We start from the raw sequence: 19435 nt of genomic DNA, 5'->3' as shown, positions 1-19435 counted from the left end.
TGGCAGCGAACCCCACGTTTGTCCAGGTCATGGCCGTAACTGTCCGCATAGTGGGAACGGGTGTTGCGGTCCTGTGAACGCTGTGCGTACGCGCCCGCGCAAGGGGCACGGGGGGCCGCGCCGACACCTCACCAGCCTCGGGATCGCCACTCCGCCAGGTGGGGCCGCTCGTCGCCGAGCGTCGTGTCGTTCCCGTGGCCCGGGTAGATCCACGTTTCGTCAGGCAACGGGCCGAAGACCTTCTCCTCCAGACCGTCCATCAGACTGGTGAAGTCCCGCGGATTCGTCGTCTTTCCAGGGCCTCCCGGGAAGAGGCAGTCGCCGGTGAAGACGTGCGGGTGGCCGTGCGGGTCGTCGTAGACCAGCGCGATCGAGCCCGGGGTGTGCCCCACGAGATGCCGCGCGGTGAGCTCGACACGTCCCACCCTGATGACGTCGCCGTCGTCCACGAGAACATCGGTGGGCACCGGGATGCCGGGGGCGTCCTCGCGGCCGGCGTACGTACGCGCGCCCGTGGCGGCGACGACCTCGGCGAGTGCCTGCCAGTGGTCGCCGTGCCGATGCGTGGTGACCACGGATGCGATGCCGTCGTCACCGATCATGCCGAGGAGCGTCTGCGCCTCGTTGGCGGCATCGATCAGAAGCTGTTCGTCGGTGGCCCGGCAGCGCAGCAGGTAGGCGTTGTTGTCCATCGGGCCGACCGCGATCTTCGTGATCATCAGGTCTTTCAGCTCGTGCACGTCGGCCGGTCCGCCGACCCTGACCTCTCCGCTGTACGTCATGGTGATCAGCCTATAGCGGGGAGTGCCCGGCGGACCGTTGTCGCGCTACAGCGGCGGCAGCTTCGGCAGCGCGCCGCCGGCCGCCTTCAGCGCGGCCCCCTCACGACGTCCGGCGAGCCAGCCCAGCAGGTCCGCCGGAGCGCCGTTGACCGTCACCTCGGGCTCGGCCGCCTCGCGTCCCGTGCTCCACGCGCGCGTGCCGTCCGTGACACGGGTTGCGGGGACCTCGGAATGCCCGAGGAAGCGCGCCGCGAGGAAGTCGATCTCCCGCTCCGTGAACTCGGCCGGAAGATCCTCCAGCTCATACCCGATGCCGAGATCGACATGGTGCAGTTCGACCTCGATCCACCTGCGGAACGGCACGCGCGACGCGGAGTCGGTGACCCCGTTGCGCAGCTCCACCGTGCGCCTCCAGTCCGCCGGCGCGTCCCCCGCCGCCTGGAAGCGGGCCGCCGTCTCGCGCAGGTCGGCGAGCTGGGCGTCGAGCGGACGCGAGGCGTCGCGTTCGATGTCGGCGTCCCGCGCCTCGGCGCTCGCGTACATGGGCCGGCCCTCCAGAACGTTCACGAGCGCGTCCGCGTTGCGGGCGAGGTGGGCGAGGACGTGGCCGCGAGTCCAGCCCGGAAGCCGTGACGGCTCGGCGAGCGATGCGTTGTCCAGTTCGGCGACCGCGGTCAGCAGCCGTTCGGTCGCGTCCCGTACACATGCCAGGTCATGAGCGTGATCAATCATGGGCCTGACATTAGCCCCGCCAACACCTTCGGGTGAAGGTGGTGAAGCCCGTCCGCAAATCGAAAGCACGTGCTATATCGTCGGAGGCGACGTCGGGCATGCTGGATGGCCGGGGGTTGTTATGCAATCGGGCAATCCGACCGGCGTTGTCAGTGGCTCCCCCTAGTCTGAAGAAGCACGGGGGCCCCGCCCCTGTCACTTCTCTCAAGAAAGGTGCGGACCGGCGTGGCCGACCGTCTCATCGTCCGTGGCGCGCGCGAGCACAACCTGAAGAACGTCTCGCTCGACCTGCCTCGTGACTCGCTCATCGTCTTCACGGGCCTGTCCGGGTCGGGCAAGTCCTCCCTGGCCTTCGACACGATCTTCGCGGAGGGCCAGCGCCGCTACGTGGAGTCGCTCTCCTCGTACGCCCGGCAGTTCCTCGGCCAGATGGACAAGCCGGACGTGGACTTCATCGAAGGCCTGTCCCCGGCGGTCTCCATCGACCAGAAGTCGACCTCGCGCAACCCGCGCTCGACGGTCGGCACCATCACCGAGGTCTACGACTACCTGCGTCTGCTCTTCGCGCGCATCGGCAAGCCGCACTGCCCCGAGTGCGGCCGCCCGATCTCGCGCCAGTCGCCGCAGGCCATCGTGGACAAGGTCCTGGAGCTGCCGGAGGGGAGCCGCTTCCAGGTGCTGTCGCCGCTCGTGCGCGAGCGCAAGGGCGAGTTCGTGGACCTCTTCGCCGACCTGCAGACCAAGGGCTACTCCCGCGCGCGCGTGGACGGCCGGACCATCCAGCTCTCCGACCCGCCGGCGCTGAAGAAGCAGGAGAAGCACACCATCGAGGTGGTCGTGGACCGCCTCACGGTGAAGGAGTCCGCCAAGCGCCGGCTCACCGACTCCGTGGAGACCGCCCTCGGTCTGTCCGGCGGCATGATCGTGCTCGACTTCGTCGACCTCCCCGAGGACGACCCCGAGCGCGAGCGCATGTACTCCGAGCACCTGTACTGCCCGTACGACGACCTGTCCTTCGAGGAGCTGGAGCCCCGCTCCTTCTCCTTCAACTCGCCCTTCGGCGCCTGCCCCGACTGCACCGGCATCGGCACGCGCATGGAGGTCGACCCGGAACTGATCGTCCCGGACCCGGACAAGTCCCTGGACGAGGGCGCCATCCACCCCTGGTCGCACGGGCACACCAAGGACTACTTCGGCCGCCTGATCGGCGCCCTCGCGGATGCCCTCGGCTTCCGTACGGACATCCCGTTCGCGGGCCTGCCCCAGCGCGCGAAGAAGGCCCTGCTGTACGGCCACAAGACCCAGATCGAGGTGCGCTACCGCAACCGGTACGGCCGCGAGCGGGTGTACACCACGCCCTTCGAGGGCGCGGTGCCGTTCGTGAAGCGCCGCCACAGCGAGGCCGAGAGCGACGCCAGCCGCGAGCGCTTCGAGGGCTACATGCGCGAGGTGCCCTGCCCGAGCTGTGAGGGCACGCGCCTGAAGCCGATCGTCCTCGCGGTCACGATCATGGAGAAGTCGATCGCCGAGGTCTCCGGGATGTCGATCAGCGACTGCGCGGACTTCCTGGGCCGGCTGAAGCTGAACGCCCGGGACAAGAAGATCGCCGAGCGCGTGCTGAAGGAGGTCAACGAGCGGCTGCGCTTCCTGGTCGACGTCGGCCTGGACTACCTCTCACTGAACCGCGCGGCCGGCACGCTCTCCGGCGGCGAGGCCCAGCGCATCCGTCTGGCCACCCAGATCGGCTCCGGTCTCGTCGGCGTCCTGTACGTCCTGGACGAGCCGTCCATCGGCCTGCACCAACGGGACAACCACCGGCTGATCGAGACCCTGGTCCGGCTGCGCGACATGGGCAACACGCTCATCGTCGTGGAGCACGACGAGGACACCATCAAGGTCGCCGACTGGGTGGTGGACATCGGTCCCGGAGCCGGCGAGCACGGCGGCAAGGTCGTACACAGCGGCTCGCTGAAGGAACTGCTCGCCAACACCGAGTCGCAGACCGGCGCGTATCTCTCGGGCCGCAAGGCGATCCCGCTCCCGGACATCCGCCGCCCCCGCGACCCGTCCCGGCAGCTCACCGTGCACGGCGCCCGCGAGAACAACCTGCAGGACATCGACGTGTCGTTCCCGCTGGGTGTGTTCACGGCCGTCACGGGCGTCTCCGGATCCGGCAAGTCCACGCTGGTCAACGACATCCTCTACACGCACCTGGCCCGCGAGCTGAACGGCGCACGGAACGTCCCCGGACGGCACACGCGCGTGGACGGCGACGACCTGGTCGACAAGGTCGTCCACGTCGACCAGTCGCCGATCGGCCGCACCCCGCGGTCCAACCCGGCGACGTACACCGGCGTCTTCGACCACATCCGCAAGCTGTTTGCCGAGACCACCGAGGCGAAGGTCCGCGGGTATCTGCCGGGCCGCTTCTCCTTCAACGTCAAGGGCGGCCGCTGCGAGAACTGCGCGGGCGACGGCACGATCAAGATCGAGATGAACTTCCTCCCGGACGTCTACGTCCCGTGCGAGGTCTGCCACGGCGCCCGGTACAACCGGGAGACCCTGGAGGTCCACTACAAGGGCAAGTCCATCGCCGACGTGCTGAACATGCCGATCGAGGAGGCCGCCGACTTCTTCGAGGCCGTCCCGGCCATCTCCCGGCACCTGAGGACACTGAAGGACGTCGGCCTCGGCTACGTCCGCCTCGGCCAGTCCGCCACCACCCTCTCCGGTGGCGAGGCCCAGCGTGTGAAGCTGGCCAGCGAACTGCAGAAGCGCTCCACCGGGCGCACGGTCTACGTCCTGGACGAGCCGACCACCGGTCTGCACTTCGAGGACATCAGCAAGCTGCTGACGGTCCTCGGTGGCCTGGTCGACAAGGGCAACACGGTCATCGTCATCGAGCACAACCTCGACGTGATCAAGACCGCCGACTGGATTGTGGACATGGGTCCCGAGGGCGGTGCCGGCGGTGGCCTCGTGGTCGCCGAAGGCACGCCGGAGGAGGTCGCCGGGGTGCCGGCCAGCCACACCGGCAAGTTCCTGCGCGAGATCCTCGGCGCCGACCGCATCAGCGACGCGGACCCGGCGACGGCACCCCGTGCGACCACGGTCCGGAAGACGGCCGCGGCTGCGACGGCGGCGAAGAGGACGGTGACGGCCAAGGCCAACAACACGGCCACCAAGAAGGCGGCCGCAGCCACGAAGAAGACGACGCCCGCGAAGAAGACGGCGCGGGCACGCAAGGCCTGACGCAGGCAGCAGACAAGGTCTGACACAGGGCCAAAGAGCGGCGCCCCGCGGGAACTTCCCGCGGGGCGCCGTTCGTTCCACCATCAGCCACCCCGGCTCCGAGGTCCGACACATCCCCGCACCACGGGTCCGGCCGCACCTTGACACCAGCAGAGAGAAACAGCAGAGAAGCAGCAGGGAGAAAAGGGGCCGCTCACAGGCCACCCAGCTCGGCCGCGTACGGCGGCTCGGCCCCCGCCCGCGAGCAGGTGATCGCCGCCGCGCGTGCCGCGAAGCGCAGCAGCCGCGTCCAGCCCTGAGTCCCCAGGGCGGCGAGCGCTTCCTCCGACAGCGCGTCCTGTACGGAAAGACCGTGCAGCAGTGCCGCGTTCACCGTGTCCCCGGCGCCGATGGTGTCCACCACGGCGACCTTCTCACCCGGTACGGAGTACTCCGCGCCGTCTCGGGTGAACACGGTCAGACCCTCCCCGCCCCGGGTCACCACGACGGCCGCCGGTCCCGCGGCCAGCCACTCGCGCGGGGTGCCGCCCAGCCACTCGGCGTCCTCCGCGGAGAGCTTCAGCAGCGTCACCGAGGGCAGCCAGCTCTTGAAACGCGCCCGGTAGGCGTCCGCGTCCGGGATCAGCCCCGCCCGGATGTTCGGGTCGAGCGCGGTGAACAGCCCCTGTCCGGCCGCCGAGCGCATCAGCTTCTCATAGGCGCTCGCTCCTGGTTCAAGGACGAGCGAGCAGGTGCCGAAGGACACGGCGCGCGTGCCGGCGGGCAGCGCGGTGGGAGTGGTGAACAGACGGTCGGCGGTGCCGTCTACATAGAAGGAGTACGCGGCCGAGCCGCCGGCGTCGATCGTGGCCACCGCCAGAGTCGTCGGCTCTGCCCCGCGCTGCACGCCCGACACATCCACGCCGGCCCCTCGCAGCCCGTCGAGCAGGGCCTCACCGAAGGCGTCGTACGACGTCCGGGAGCAGAACGCGGTGCGGGAGCCGAGCCGGCCGAGGGCCACGGCGGTGTTGTACGGGCCGCCGCCGAGCGCCGGCTTCAGTTCCGCGAGGGCACCCGAGCCCTGCGGCACCAGGTCGATGAGTGCCTCACCGGCGACGACGATCACGAGGCGTTTCCTTTCTCCGACGGCGTGGATGACGTGGTGTGCCCGGGCTCTTCGGACCGGCCCGGCTCCTCCGGGCATCCGCAGGACGTGCGGTGGACGAACGCACACGGCAGCCGCACCGTCCGGGTCGGCCGGCGCGGCTCGTCCAGACGGTCCAGGAGCACCTGCACGGCCTGGGCGCCCAGCTCTCTGCTGGGCTGGGCGATGGCGGTGAGCCGGGGCGAGAACAGGTCGGCCCAGGCGAAGTCGTCCACACAGCACAAGGCGATGTCGCCCGGGACGGACAGGCCGTGCCGGCGCAGGGCGCGCAGGGTACCGATGGTCATCGCGTTGTTGGCGGTGACGAGCGCCGTGGGCGGATCGGGCAGGGCGAGCAGGGCGGCCGTGGCCTGCTCGGCACCCGCCGACTCGGAATTGCCGGACACGAGGAGCCGTTCGTCGTGGACCAGGCCGGCGGCGGTGAGGCCGTCCCGGTAGCCGGAGACACGCTCACTGGTGGTGCTGAGCCCGGGCAGACCCGCGACCAGACCGATCCGGCGATGTCCCAGCCCGGCGAGATGGGTGACGAGGCGGGCGGTCGGTTCGGCGCTGTCGGCGCAGACCTGGTCGTACCAGGGCGTGCCCCCGCCGGGCGCTCCACCGCCGACCGCGGTGCCGTCCCGCACGTCTGCGTCGATCGTCCGGTCCAGAAAGACGGTCGCTACGGCACGGCGGCGGAGGTAGCCGACCAGCTCGTGCGGATGCGCGGACGGCGCGACGATCATTCCGTCGACCCGGCGTTCGTGGAGGAGCTGCACGACCTTGCGTTCGTGCCCGGGGTCGTCGTGCGGGTCCGCGATGAGCAGGCCGTACCCCGCCTCCAGGGCGGTGGCCTCGACGCCCTGGAGGATCTCCGTGAAGTACGGGTTGCTGATCGCCGACACCGCGAGCCCGATGGAGCGGGTGCGGGAGGTCACCAGGGAGCGGGCCAGGGTGTTGGGGGTGTAACCGAGCGCGTCGATGGCGTCCAGCACGGCCTGGCGGGTGTGGGGCAACACCGGACGGGTGCCGTTCAGGACGTGGGAAACGGTCGCCACGGAGACCCCGGCGCTCCGCGCGACGTCCGCCATCGTGGTCATCGCTTTTCCCTTCCTGAGCCGACTGCGCCGACGCAGCAACCGATCGCCGCGGACGCGTTGAGCGAACGCACTGCTCGCACCGCACAGAGCCGCCGGCCCGAACGGCCGTGGGCCCTTCCGGCCGGGACGGTATCCCATCGACCGTGCTCGCGTAAACGCTTGCGCAAGCGTTTACGCCTCCTCTCGCCGCCCCCGCCTCCAACCCTCGTCTCTCCCCGTACCTCACTGACGCCCTGGCCCGCGGCCTGGCCCCCCCACCCCAAGGCCGACCCTTCTGCCCGGGTATCGTCGCCCCGCACATCCCTTGAGCAGTGGAGTTCCAGATGCCTGCCCGCCCCTCCGCGAGCCGCCGTACCGTCCTTCGAGGGGCCGCCGTGGCCCCGGTCGCCGGACTCGGTCTGGCGGCGTGCTCGGTGCCGGGGCAGGTCAGCTCGGCAGCGGCCACCCCGACCGCGCCGGTCGACCTCGGTGCCGAGAGCGAGATCGCGAAGGGCGGCGCCAAGCTCTACCGGGATCACAACGTCGTCGTCAGCCGCGACGGGAGCGGCGAGCTGAAGGCGTACAGCACCATCTGCACGCACGCGGGGTGTCCCATCAACAAGCTGGAGGGCACGACTCTGATCTGTCCCTGTCACGGCAGCCAGTTCGACGCCGTGACGGGCAAGGTGGTCCAGTCGCCGGCCACCGAGCCCCTGGTCACACTGCCGGTCAAGACCACGAACGGAAGGATCATCGCCGGCCCGGGCGCCTGACCGGCCCGCTCCCACACCAGCACACCCGCGGCTGCGTGCGCCGCCGCCGGCTGTCCCGCCCCCACAGTTGTCCCGCCCCACAGCCCCCCGCTGACCGCGCTGCGCCGCCTGCGGTCACGCCGCCGTGCCGCTCAGCCGCACACGGCCCGCTGCTCCTGCTCCCGAAGCGCGTAGCCACTCCCGTCACGGCCTCGCGCCGAGGTCCGCCGCCCGCCCCCCGGCACTCCCCGCCTCCTGATGCTCCGCGCCCCCGGCTGCCGCCCGTGCCAAGGTGCTGCCCTCATCGCGCCCGCGGAGCGGCAGCCGCTACCCGCCCCCGCACCCAGGTGCCACCTTCACCACCCGCCCACCACCTGCCCACCCCCCGCCCACGACCGGCCCCCCATCCGTCGCCGCGCCGTCGGCCGTCCCGCTCCCTCTGCCCCTCCGCCGAGCCGGCAGCCCCGGCTTCGGACCGGCGCGACGGATCCCGGCGCCTCAACAGGCCTTAGCTCAGACCCTCAACCACAGCGCACCACGTCCAGGCGGCTTCACTCCCACTCCCACGCAATGCCGACGATCCCCGGACGGATCCGTGGCTCGACCACATGGACGCAGTGGTGCGGGCCGGTGACCGGCAGGTCGTGCCGGCCGCTGCGCGGGGCCGCCGTCGAGTGCTGGGTGAAGCGTTGGCAGCGCATCGGCAGGGCGGCCGCGTCGAACCGCACCTGGAGGGCGTACTGGCCGCCGGGATGGCCGAAGTGGTGGAGGTACTCGCGGGAGGCTCCGGCCGTGCCGTCCTCGATGCCGTACCGGAAGAGGAAGGTGTCCCCGGAGCGCAGTCGGGTGCCGAAGAGCAGCTCGGCCACCAGCACGCCGGTGTCCTGGTCCCAGCGGACACGTCCCGTGCGGCAGTTCTCCAGCGCCCGGACCCTGATGTCGTGCGGGCGGCAGCCGGGATCGCCGTGGTGCACGGCGAGGAAGCGGTCCACGCCGTCGCGGTGGGCCCGCACGATGTGGTGGGCCTCGCGGCCCGCCAGCTCGCGCCGGGCGCCGATGCGGACGCATTCGTGGTGGCCCACGGTGCGCAGCCCGCCGTCGAGGGACCAGCCCAGCTCGGCCCGGAGCCGGTCCAGCACGTCCGAGGCCTCGATCAGGGAGCGATACGAGCGCACGGCCGGGTGGCCGGCCACCGTGCGCTCGTCGGCCTCGGCGAGCAGCCGGATCAGCGACTCGTCCGGCAGGTGGAGGATCTCCTCCAGCGCCCGTACCGCACGCAACGACTCCGGGCGCTGGGGGCGGCGGGCGCCCTGTTGCCAGTAACTCAGGCTGGTGACGCCGACCTTCACCCCGTGGCGGGACAGATGGTGCTGGACGCGCTGGAGCGGCAGCCCGCGTGCGGCGATCGCGGCGCGCAGCGCCACATGGAAGGGGCCGCCCCGCAGGGCCGTGTCCAGTTCCGCGGTGGGGAGGTGCGCGTGCTCCGTGGCATGCCGCATGCCGGGGCGCCTTTCTATGAGGTGTCACAACGGCTGGTCAGACCGTCTGAGCGGGTGTGCGGGGCCACCCCCGTGGGCGCCGGTGGACGCCGTGACTGCGCACGCTGCGCCCGTACGCGAGCGTGCACGGCCCCGAGTTCCCCCGCATTGAAGCGTGTTGACCAGACCCCGACAACACCTCGAACCCGCCACGGCCGCGGCCGGTCGGGCCGAGCGACCGGAGCAGGGCCGCCGGCCACGAACAGCGTGCTCCCCGGGGCGTCCCGGCGGGGAGATCAGCGCGTGACGGAGACCTGGTCGTTCGCCGGTGTCCCCGCCGTCCGGTACCTGATCGGAACGGCCCTGCCACCGGCGGACACAGGCGGACACAAGCCGGCATGTGGACGGCTGAGCGGCACGGGGCGGGCGTTGTCCACAGGCCCGACGCGGTGTCGGTGCGCGCCAGTAGGGTGTGAGACATGGCCGACCCCTCCAGCTACCGCCCCAGGCCGGGTGAGATCCCGGACTGCCCCGGGGTGTACAGGTTCCGTGACGAGCACCGCCGGGTGATCTACGTCGGAAAGGCGAAAAGCCTGCGCCAGCGCCTGGCGAACTACTTTCAGGACCTGGCGAACCTGCACCCGCGCACCCGGACGATGGTGACCACCGCCGCGTCCGTGGAGTGGACCGTGGTGTCCACGGAGGTCGAGGCCCTCCAGCTGGAGTACTCCTGGATCAAGGAGTACGACCCCCGGTTCAACGTCAAGTACCGCGACGACAAGAGCTACCCGTACCTCGCGGTGACGATGAACGAGGAGTTCCCGCGTGTGCAGGTGATGCGCGGTCACAAGAAGAAGGGTGTCCGGTACTTCGGGCCGTACGGGCACGCGTGGGCCATCCGGGACACCGTCGACCTGCTGCTGCGTGTGTTCCCGGTGCGCACCTGCTCGGCCGGCGTGTTCAAGAACGCCGCCCGTACGGGTCGCCCCTGCCTGCTCGGCTACATCGGCAAGTGCTCCGCCCCCTGCGTCGGCCGGATCGACCCCGAGGACCACCAGGAGCTGGCCGAGGAGTTCTGCGACTTCATGGCCGGCCGCACCGGCACCTACCTCCGCCGTCTGGAGAAGCAGATGATGGAGGCGGCCGAGGAGATGGAGTACGAGCGGGCCGCTCGGTTGCGCGACGACATCGAGGCCCTGAAGAAGGCCATGGAGAAGAACGCCGTCGTGCTCGCCGACGCGACCGACGCCGACCTCATCGCCGTCGCCGAGGACGAGCTGGAGGCGGCCGTGCAGATCTTCCATGTGCGGGGCGGCCGGGTGCGCGGCCAGCGCGGCTGGGTGACCGACAAGGTGGAGGAGATCACCACCGGCGCCCTGGTCGAGCACGCCCTGCAGCAGCTCTACGGCGAGGAGACCGGGGACGCGGTCCCCAAGGAGGTCCTGGTCCCGGCGCTGCCCGAGCCGGTCGAACCGGTCCAGGAGTGGCTGGCCGGCCGCCGCGGGGCGAACGTCTCCCTGCGCATCCCGCAGCGCGGCGACAAGAAGGCGCTGATGGAGACCGTGCAGCGCAACGCCCAGCAGGCTCTCGCACTGCACAAGACCAAGCGTGCCTCCGACCTGACCACGCGCTCGCGCGCCCTGGAGGAGATCGCCGAGGCACTCGACCTCGACAGCGCGCCGCTGCGGATCGAGTGTTACGACATCTCGCATCTGCAGGGGGAGGACGTGGTCGCCTCCATGGTCGTCTTCGAGGACGGCCTGCAGCGCAAGGGCGAGTACCGCCGCTTCCAGATCAAGGGCTTCGCGGGCCAGGACGACGTCCGCTCCATGCACGAGGTGATCACCCGCCGCTTCCGGCGTTACCTCGCCGAGAAGGAGAGGACGGGGGAGTGGGCCGACGGCGAGGGGACCGCCGCGAACGGCGAGAGCGCCCTTCCCGACGGCGAGCCGCTCGCCGGCTCGCTGAAGGACGACGACGGCCGTCCCAGGAAGTTCGCCTACCCGCCGCAGCTGGTCGTCGTCGACGGCGGTCAGCCACAGGTCGCCGCGGCCCGGCGCGCCCTGGACGAGCTGGGCATCGACGACATCGCCGTCTGCGGCCTCGCCAAGCGGCTGGAGGAGGTCTGGGTGCCCGGCGAGGACGACCCGGTCGTCCTGCCCCGCACCAGTGAGGGCCTGTATCTGCTCCAGCGCGTCCGGGACGAGGCGCACCGGTTCGCGATCACCTACCAGCGGACGAAGCGGGCCAAGCGCTTCCGGTCCGGCCCCCTGGACGACGTCCCCGGCCTCGGCGAGACCCGCAAGCAGGCACTCATCAAGCATTTCGGCTCGGTGAAGAAGCTGCGGTCCGCCACAATCGAACAGATCCAGGAGGTGCCCGGGATAGGCCGGAAGACGGCCGAGACGATCGCCGTGGCCCTCGCCCAGGCGGCCCCGGCCGCACCCGCCGTGAACACGGCGACTGGAGAGATCATTGATGATGAGGAACCCGATACGACGATGGGTTCCTCGGGGGAGCCCGTAACCGCGGGTCTCCCGGACGAACGACGGGGGCAGGAGACATGACCGAGCACGACGCACAGCCCACAGCGGAGCGAGATCCGGCCCCCCGGGAAGCGGGGCCCGACCAGCCACAGGCCGCGGCCGGTGAGCAGCCCGCGGCGCAGGAAAACGGAGCACAGGTGAGCACGGACGCTACGTCCGCCCAGGCCCCCGAAGCGGCCATCCCCGAACTGGTGATCATCTCCGGCATGTCCGGAGCGGGACGGTCGACGGCGGCCAAGTGTCTGGAGGACCTCGGCTGGTTCGTCGTGGACAACCTCCCGCCCGCCCTCATCCCCACCATGGTGGAGCTGGGCGCCCGCTCGCAGGGCAACGTGGCGCGGATCGCGGTCGTCGTGGACGTGCGGGGCCGGCGCTTCTTCGACAATCTGCGCGAATCCCTCGCCGACCTGGACACCCGTGGCGTCACCCGGCGCATCGTCTTCCTCGAGTCCTCCGACGAGGCCCTGGTACGCCGCTTCGAGTCGGTGCGCCGCCCGCACCCCCTGCAGGGCGACGGCCGTATCGTCGACGGCATCGCCGCCGAGCGGGAGCTGCTGCGCGAGCTGCGCGGCGACGCCGACCTGGTGATCGACACCTCCAGCCTGAACGTGCACGAGCTGCGCGCCAAGATGGACGCCCAGTTCGCCGGCGAGGAGGAGCCCGAGCTGCGGGCCACGGTGATGTCCTTCGGCTTCAAGTACGGCCTCCCGGTCGACGCCGACCTGGTCGCGGACATGCGGTTCCTGCCCAACCCGCACTGGGTCCCGGAGCTGCGCCCCTACACCGGCCTCAACGAGGAGGTCGCCGCGTATGTCTTCAACCAGCCCGGTGCGAAGGAGTTCCTCGACCGGTACGCCGAACTGCTGCGGCTCATCGCGGCCGGCTACCGGCGCGAGGGCAAGAGGTATGTGACCATCGCCATCGGCTGTACCGGCGGCAAGCACCGCTCGGTCGCGATGTCGGAGAAGCTCGCCGCGCGCCTCGCGGCCGAGGGCGTGGAGACGGTGGTCGTACACCGGGACATGGGACGGGAATGACGGAACGTACACGGCGGCTCAGCCGGCTGCGCAGGATGGTGCCGGAGGGACGCGCGGGCCGTGCGGCTGCCGAGTCCCGGCCGGTCCGGCCCGCCGAGGCCCGCGGTGGCCGGCCCCGCCGGCGGGGCGCACAGCCCAAGGTGGTCGCGCTCGGCGGCGGTATGGGCCTGTCCGCCTCGCTCGCCGCGCTGCGCCGGATCACCGGCGACCTCACGGCCGTCGTCACCGTGGCCGACGACGGCGGTTCCAGTGGCCGGCTGCGCGACGAGCTGGGCGTGCTGCCGCCCGGTGACCTGCGCAAGGCGCTGGCCGCGCTGTGCGGTGACGACGACTGGGGCCAGACCTGGGCCCGGGTCATCCAGCACCGCTTCACCTCGCAGGGCGATCTGCACGACCACGCGGTCGGCAATCTGCTCATCGTCGCCCTGTGGGAGCAGCTCGGCGACCATGTGCAGGCGCTGGACCTGGTCGGCAAGCTGCTCGGCGCGCACGGGCGTGTGCTGCCCATGTCCGCCGTACCGCTGGAGCTGCAGGCCCTGGTCAAGGGGCATGATCCTGACCGTCCGGACGACGTGGACACCGTGCGCGGGCAGGCGACGGTCGCGCTGACGCCCGGCGAGGTCCAGTCGGTACACCTGGTGCCGCACGACCCGCCGGCCGTGCCCGAGGCCGTGGCGGCGGTCCTGGACGCGGACTGGGTGGTGCTCGGCCCCGGCTCGTGGTTCTCCTCGGTGATCCCGCACCTGCTCGTCCCCGAGCTGCTGGACGCTCTCACGGAGACCAAGGCGCGCAAGGTGCTGTCCTTGAACCTCGCCCCGCAGCCGGGAGAAACCGAGGGCTTCTCCCCGCAGCGTCATTTGGAGGTTTTGGGGCGACACGCCCCTAAACTCGCCCTGGACGTGGTGCTGGCCGACCAGGCCGCCGTGCCCGACCGCGACTCGCTCACCGAGGCCGCCAAACGGCTGGGAGCCGCGATCGAGCTGGCACCGGTGGCCCGGACCGATGGATCACCCCGGCATGATCCGGAGCTGTTGGCCGCCGCGTACGACCGTATTTTTCGGATGCATGGAAGGATCGGCCCATGGCGATGACGGCAGCGGTGAAGGACGAGATCTCCCGGCTACCCGTCACCCGGACCTGCTGCAGGAAGGCGGAGGTTTCCGCCATTCTGCGGTTCGCCGGCGGCCTTCACCTGGTGAGCGGGCGCATCGTGATCGAGGCGGAGCTGGACACCGCGATGGCGGCCCGCCGTCTCAAACGGGACATCCTGGAGATCTTCGGCCACAGCTCCGAGCTGATCGTGATGGCGCCCGGCGGTCTGCGCCGCGGCTCGCGGTACGTCGTGCGGGTGGTCGCGGGCGGTGACCAGCTGGCCCGCCAGACGGGCCTCGTGGACGGCCGGGGCCGGCCGATCCGCGGCCTGCCCCCGCAGGTGGTCTCCGGGGCCACCTGCGACGCGGAGGCCGCCTGGCGCGGGGCCTTCCTGGCGCACGGATCGCTGACCGAGCCCGGCCGTTCCTCCTCGCTGGAGGTGACCTGCCCGGGCCCGGAGGCCGCGCTCGCGCTGGTCGGCGCCGCCCGCCGGCTGTCCATCGCCGCCAAGGCGCGCGAGGTGCGGACGGTGGACCGGGTCGTGGTCCGCGACGGTGACGCGATCGGTGCGCTGCTGACCCGGCTCGGCGCGCACGAGTCCGTGCTGGCCTGGGAGGAGCGCCGGATGCGCCGCGAGGTGCGGGCCACCGCCAACCGGCTCGCCAACTTCGACGACGCCAACCTGCGCCGTTCGGCCCGTGCCGCGGTGGCCGCCGGGGCCCGCGTCCAGCGGGCGCTGGAGATCCTCGGTGAGGAGGTCCCCGAGCACCTCGCGGCGGCCGGCCGGCTGCGCATGGAGCACAAGCAGGCCTCCCTGGAGGAACTGGGCGCGCTCGCCGACCCGCCGCTGACCAAGGACGCGGTCGCGGGCCGTATCCGCCGCCTGCTGGCGATGGCCGACAAGCGCGCCGCCGACCTGGGCATCCCGGGTACGGAGGCGAACCTCACGGAGGAGCTGGCGGACAACCTGGCCGGCTGACCGCCGCCGTACCAAGCCGCCGGTGCCGTACGCCCATTCGGGTGGTCGGCACCGGCGTTGCGTGTCCATGAGGCGCTCTTGACTCGATCATGAGGTGACATGAGCCTGGCAACTTGTTCGCCGCTGTGGCGGACCACCGCTAGGGGGGTTCATGAGACACCGAGCGAAATCGATCCTCGCTGTCGGCGCGCTTCTCATCGGCGCAGCGAGCCTCGCACCCCACGCCCAGGCCCGGATTGGTAACCCGGCGACGTCCGGCCCGGACGAGATCAGGGTCTACCGCGCCGCCGTCACTCCGCAGCAGATTCCTCTGCTCCTCAAGGCCGGACAGGACGGGCAGGAACTCGGCGAGCAGGTCACCGGACCCGGGAAGACCGAGGTCGAGGTCTACCTCACCGGCAAGCAGGCGGCGGCGCTGCGGAAAGAGGGCGTCGACCTCACCGAGCACACCCTGTCGGCGCGGGCACAGGCACGCGTCACGACCGCGTCGCAGGGCGTGTTCCGCCCGTACGGCGGCAGCGGCGGCCTGAAGGAGGAGATCCTCCGGACCGCCCGGGCCAACCCCGGCCTGACCAAGGTCGAGTCCATCGGCAGGACGATCAACGGGCAGGACATCCTCGCCCTCAAACTCACCAGGAACGCCGGGAGGACGAAGGACGGCTCCAGGCCGTCCGTGCTGTATCTGTCCAACCAGCACGCGCGTGAGTGGATCACGCCCGAGATGACCCGGCGCCTGATGCACTACTACCTGGACAACTACCACACAGACCAACGCATTCGGAAGATCGTCGACTCGACCGAGCTGTGGTTCGTCATCTCGGCCAACCCCGACGGCTACGACTACACGTTCAAGAACGCCGGAACCCGCCTGTGGCGCAAGAACCTGCGGGACGTCAACGGCGACGGTGTCATCGGCGCGGGCGACGGCGTCGACCTCAACCGCAACTTCCCCTACAAGTGGGGCTACGACGACGAGGGCTCGTCCCCCAACTCCACCAGCGAGACCTACCGCGGCGCGAGCCCCGAGTCGGAGCCCGAGACCAAGGCGCTGGACAGCTTCGAGAAACGCATCGGGTTCCGATACGCCGTCAACTACCACTCCGCGGCCGAACTGCTCCTGTACGGCGTCGGCTGGCAGGTCGCCACGCCGAGCCCCGACGACGTCCTCTACCAGGCGCTCGCCGGCACCCCGGACAAGCCGGCCGTCCCCGGCTACCATCCGCAGCTCTCCTCGGAGCTGTACACCACCAACGGCGAGGCGGACGGGCACGCGTCGAACGTCGACGGCGTCGCGATGTTCACTCCCGAGATGTCGACCTGCCAGACCGCGTCGAACGTCGACCCGAACGACGCCTGGAAGCCCGAGGACTGCCGGTCGGAGTTCAGCTTCCCCGACGACGAGAAGCTGATCCGGCAGGAGTTCGCCAAGAACATCCCGTTCGCGCTCTCCGTCGCCGAGACCGCCGTACATCCGGACAGGCCTGCCTCCTCGGTCGGGCGGAGCGCGGCCGACTTCACCCCGGGCGCGTTCTCCACGTCGTACTCCCGGGGCGCGGACCAGGAGGTCTCCGTGGTCGCCCGCAAGGCGATCCGCGACAAGGAACTGAAGTACCGGATCAACGGCGGACGCGTCCACGACGGGACGCTGCGGCACTGGAAGGGCGGCAAGACCTACGGCGGCGCGGACGACCTGTACTTCGACGAGTACCGGGCCACGGTGCGGGGCGGCGGGCCGGGTGACAAGGTCGAGGTGTGGTTCACCGGCGCGACGAAGAGCGGCAAGAAGGTCGCCGGCTCCCACTTCACCTACACCGTCGCCGAGCGGCCGAGGGCCGACACGCTCGTCGTCGCCGAGGAGGGCACGACGGCCACGCAGGCGCAGAAGTACGTCGACGCGCTCAAGGCGGCCGGGCACCCGGCGATCGTGTGGGACGTGGCCGGGCAGGGCGTCCCGGACGCGCTCGGCGTGTTGAAGCACTTCAGGACGGTCGTGCACTACTCCGGCACGAAGGGCCCCGGCAACGCCACCCAGCTGCAGCTGCGCGCCTACCTCAACGAGGGCGGCAGGCTGATCGAGGCCGGTGAGCTGGCCGGCGGCGGCGTCAGACTCGGCGACGGCAGCCTCTCGGACGACTTCAGCCAGTACTACCTGGGCGCCTACAGCCGTACCTCGGCCAAGGGAGCCACCGGCTTCACCGGCTCCGGCGCCCTGGACGGCTACACGGGCGCCCTCGGCGACGCGCCCGGCAACCCGCTGGACAAGGCCGGCACCTACAGCGTGACCTCCGACGAGCTTCCGGTGTCCACGTACCCGCAGTTCAAGAGCGCGGGGGCGGGCCGGTTCGCCGGGGCCGTCAATCCCTACGGGCCGTACTCCGGGTCGTACATGGCCGCCGCCGTGCACACCGACGACGCCTACAAGCGCCTCACCCGCACCATCGACCTCACCGGCGTCGGCGCCGCCGACAAGCCGGCCCTCACCACGCGGCTGCTGTGGGACACCGAGCCGGGTTACGACCACGCGGTGATCGAGGCGCATACGGTGGGCGCGGACGACTGGACGACCCTGCCGGAGGCCGGCGGCGCCACCAAGACGGCCGCGCCGTCCGACTGCGGGGCCGGGTTCCTGATCGCCGAGCACCCGTGGCTGAAGCACTATCTGACGCTCGCGGACAAGGCCTGCACCACGACCGGCACGACCGGCTCCTGGAACAGCCTCACCGGCAGCTCCGGTGGCTGGCAGCGGCTCACCTTCGACCTGAGCGCCTACGCGGGGAAGTCCGTCGAGGTCTCGATCGGCTACATCACGGACCAGGGCACCGGCGGACATGGAGTCCTCGCCGACGACGCCTCGCTCGTCGTCGGCGGCACGGCCAGGGAGACCGAGGGGTTCGAGTCGTCCCTGGGCGCCTGGCACGTGACCGGACCGCCCGCGGGCAGCCCGGCCGCACTGAAGGACTGGGCGCGCACCCGGGCCCTCTTCCAGACGTACGGAGCGGTCACCACGGACGACACCGTGCTGCTCGGTTTCGGCCTGGAGCAGGTGTCGTCGGCGGCCGACCGGGCAGCCCTGATGAGGAAGGCGTGCGCGGCGCTCGGCGGGTGAGGGCCGCCACGTTGACAGATCCCGCTCACCTTGTTCCAACAGGTGAGCGGGAGCCCTCTCAGGGGTGCGCAGAAGTGCCCCTGATCAAGTGAGCCGACCCGCTCACGAACGAGTGAAGACAGCGCAAAAATTGCCCGGCATTCCGTGCTAAATACGGGTGAATCCACTGCCGTTCCGGGAGGTTCCGTACCCCTACTGGCGGGTACGGAATGCCTGCCCGTGTATGGGCCGTCTCGATGTCACTCCGGGGCCCTCCGGGAGGTAGGGTCGGTGGTGGTCGGGGACATCCCAAACAGAGCTCGCCGGCACCGCATGGCCGGCGTACCAACGAGGAGATCGGTTCGTGACGATCCGCGTAGGCATCAACGGCTTCGGCCGCATCGGTCGTAACTACTTCCGCGCGCTGCTGGAGCAGGGGGCGGACATCGAGGTTGTGGCTGTCAACGACCTGGGTGACACCGCTACCACCGCTCACCTGCTCAAGTACGACACGATCCTGGGTCGCCTCAAGCAGGAGGTCTCCCACACCGCCGACACCATCACCGTCGACGGTCACACCATCAAGGTGCTGTCCGAGCGCAACCCGGCCGACATCCCCTGGGGTGAGCTGGGCGTCGACATCGTCATCGAGTCGACCGGCATCTTCACGAAGAAGGAGGACGCCGCCAAGCACATCGCGGGCGGCGCCAAGAAGGTCCTCATCTCGGCCCCGGCCAAGGACGAGGACATCACCATCGTGATGGGCGTCAACCAGGACAAGTACGACCCGGCGAACCACCACGTCATCTCCAACGCCTCCTGCACCACCAACTGTGTGGCGCCGATGGCGAAGGTCCTCGACGAGAACTTCGGCATCGTCAAGGGTCTGATGACCACGGTGCACGCGTACACGAACGACCAGCGCATCCTGGACTTCCCGCACAAGGACCTGCGCCGCGCCCGTGCCGCCGCCGAGAACATCATCCCGACCACCACCGGTGCCGCCAAGGCCACCGCCCTGGTCCTGCCGCAGCTCAAGGGCAAGCTGGACGGCATCGCCATGCGCGTCCCGGTCCCGACCGGCTCGGTCACCGACCTCGTCGTCGAGCTCGGCCGCGAGGTCACCAAGGAAGAGGTCAACGCCGCCTTCCAGAAGGCCGCCGAGGGCGAGCTGAAGGGCCTCCTCGACTACACCGAGGACCCGATCGTCTCCTCCGACATCGTCAACGCCCCGGCGTCCTGCACCTTCGACTCCTCCCTGACCATGGTCCAGGAGGGCAAGAACGTGAAGGTCATCGGTTGGTACGACAACGAGTGGGGCTACTCCAACCGCCTCGTCGACCTCACGGTCTTCGTCGGCAACCAGCTCTGATCCCAGCAGGGCCGCGCAGTGAGACCAGGGCCCGGGGGGGGGGGGGGGGGGGGGGGGGGGGGGGGTGGGGGGGGGGGGAGGGGGGGGGGTGGGGGGGGGGGGGGGGGAAGGAAGGGGAGCCAGAAG

Annotated in this window: 13 protein-coding genes; 8 read left to right on the top strand and 5 right to left on the bottom strand. The window is 70.7% G+C overall.

Annotation, left to right across the window (positions count from 1 at the left end; all coding sequences use genetic code 11):
- Nucleotides 1-128: 128 nt before the first annotated feature.
- Together ACZ41I_RS21535 and ACZ41I_RS21530 are read right to left on the bottom strand one after the other, a co-directional pair.
- A complete protein-coding gene (locus ACZ41I_RS21535; protein WP_399770187.1) occupies nucleotides 129-782 on the bottom strand; it encodes an MBL fold metallo-hydrolase in 654 nt (217 codons plus the stop codon).
- Between the two features lie 45 nt (nucleotides 783-827).
- Nucleotides 828-1514 carry a maleylpyruvate isomerase family mycothiol-dependent enzyme gene (locus tag ACZ41I_RS21530; protein ID WP_363213670.1) on the bottom strand — a complete coding sequence of 229 codons (687 nt, stop codon included), beginning with the start codon at nucleotides 1512-1514 and terminating at the stop codon, nucleotides 828-830.
- 225 nt (nucleotides 1515-1739) lie between these two features.
- On the opposite strand from ACZ41I_RS21530, the gene uvrA reads away from it, so the two are divergent.
- Nucleotides 1740-4766 (top strand): excinuclease ABC subunit UvrA, encoded by a 3027-nt coding sequence (uvrA, locus tag ACZ41I_RS21525; protein ID WP_468514816.1) that lies wholly within the window; start codon nucleotides 1740-1742, stop codon nucleotides 4764-4766.
- A 193-nt stretch (nucleotides 4767-4959) separates the two neighbouring features.
- On the opposite strand, the gene ACZ41I_RS21520 is transcribed toward uvrA, so the two are convergent.
- Together ACZ41I_RS21520 and ACZ41I_RS21515 are read right to left on the bottom strand one after the other, a co-directional pair.
- On the bottom strand, nucleotides 4960-5871 hold the full coding sequence (locus ACZ41I_RS21520; RefSeq protein WP_468514815.1) for a carbohydrate kinase family protein: 912 nt from the start codon (nucleotides 5869-5871) through the stop codon (nucleotides 4960-4962).
- The gene (locus ACZ41I_RS21515) at nucleotides 5868-6989 is read right to left on the bottom strand and encodes a LacI family DNA-binding transcriptional regulator (RefSeq protein WP_468514814.1); all 1122 of its coding nucleotides are present in this window, start codon (nucleotides 6987-6989) and stop codon (nucleotides 5868-5870) included. Before ACZ41I_RS21515 ends, ACZ41I_RS21520 begins: the two co-directional genes overlap by 4 nt.
- A gap of 323 nt (nucleotides 6990-7312) precedes the next feature.
- Here ACZ41I_RS21515 and ACZ41I_RS21510 point away from each other — a divergent pair, with 323 nt between their 5' ends.
- The gene (locus ACZ41I_RS21510; RefSeq protein ID WP_399770195.1) at nucleotides 7313-7741 is read left to right on the top strand and encodes a Rieske (2Fe-2S) protein; all 429 of its coding nucleotides are present in this window, start codon (nucleotides 7313-7315) and stop codon (nucleotides 7739-7741) included.
- Nucleotides 7742-8271: 530 nt separating this feature from the next.
- Here the strand turns inward: ACZ41I_RS21510 and ACZ41I_RS21505 are convergent.
- Nucleotides 8272-9219 carry a hypothetical protein gene (locus tag ACZ41I_RS21505; RefSeq protein WP_399770198.1) on the bottom strand — a complete coding sequence of 316 codons (948 nt, stop codon included), beginning with the start codon at nucleotides 9217-9219 and terminating at the stop codon, nucleotides 8272-8274.
- 458 nt (nucleotides 9220-9677) lie between these two features.
- Between ACZ41I_RS21505 and uvrC the strand changes: the two genes are divergently transcribed.
- From uvrC to gap, 6 genes are all read left to right on the top strand, one after another.
- Complete coding sequence (gene uvrC / locus ACZ41I_RS21500) at nucleotides 9678-11765, top strand: excinuclease ABC subunit UvrC (RefSeq protein ID WP_399770201.1); 2088 nt, start codon at nucleotides 9678-9680, stop codon at nucleotides 11763-11765.
- On the top strand, nucleotides 11762-12781 hold the full coding sequence (gene rapZ, locus ACZ41I_RS21495; protein ID WP_363213677.1) for an RNase adapter RapZ: 1020 nt from the start codon (nucleotides 11762-11764) through the stop codon (nucleotides 12779-12781). Before uvrC ends, rapZ begins: the two co-directional genes overlap by 4 nt.
- The gene (locus ACZ41I_RS21490; protein ID WP_468514813.1) at nucleotides 12778-13872 is read left to right on the top strand and encodes a gluconeogenesis factor YvcK family protein; all 1095 of its coding nucleotides are present in this window, start codon (nucleotides 12778-12780) and stop codon (nucleotides 13870-13872) included. Before rapZ ends, ACZ41I_RS21490 begins: the two co-directional genes overlap by 4 nt.
- On the top strand, nucleotides 13863-14852 hold the full coding sequence (whiA, locus tag ACZ41I_RS21485; protein ID WP_351247281.1) for a DNA-binding protein WhiA: 990 nt from the start codon (nucleotides 13863-13865) through the stop codon (nucleotides 14850-14852). The genes ACZ41I_RS21490 and whiA overlap by 10 nt, the downstream gene beginning before the upstream one ends.
- A 151-nt stretch (nucleotides 14853-15003) precedes the next feature.
- A complete protein-coding gene (locus tag ACZ41I_RS21480; protein WP_468514812.1) occupies nucleotides 15004-17958 on the top strand; it encodes a M14 family metallopeptidase in 2955 nt (984 codons plus the stop codon).
- Nucleotides 17959-18301: 343 nt separating this feature from the next.
- Nucleotides 18302-19309 (top strand): type I glyceraldehyde-3-phosphate dehydrogenase, encoded by a 1008-nt coding sequence (gene gap / locus ACZ41I_RS21475; RefSeq protein WP_069781521.1) that lies wholly within the window; start codon nucleotides 18302-18304, stop codon nucleotides 19307-19309.
- The last annotated feature ends 126 nt before the right edge of the window (nucleotides 19310-19435 follow it).

This window comes from Streptomyces sp. NPDC030799, assembly GCF_055572255.1.
Note: the sequence above shows the minus strand (reverse complement) of the source record. Positions and strands in the feature narration are given on the sequence as shown.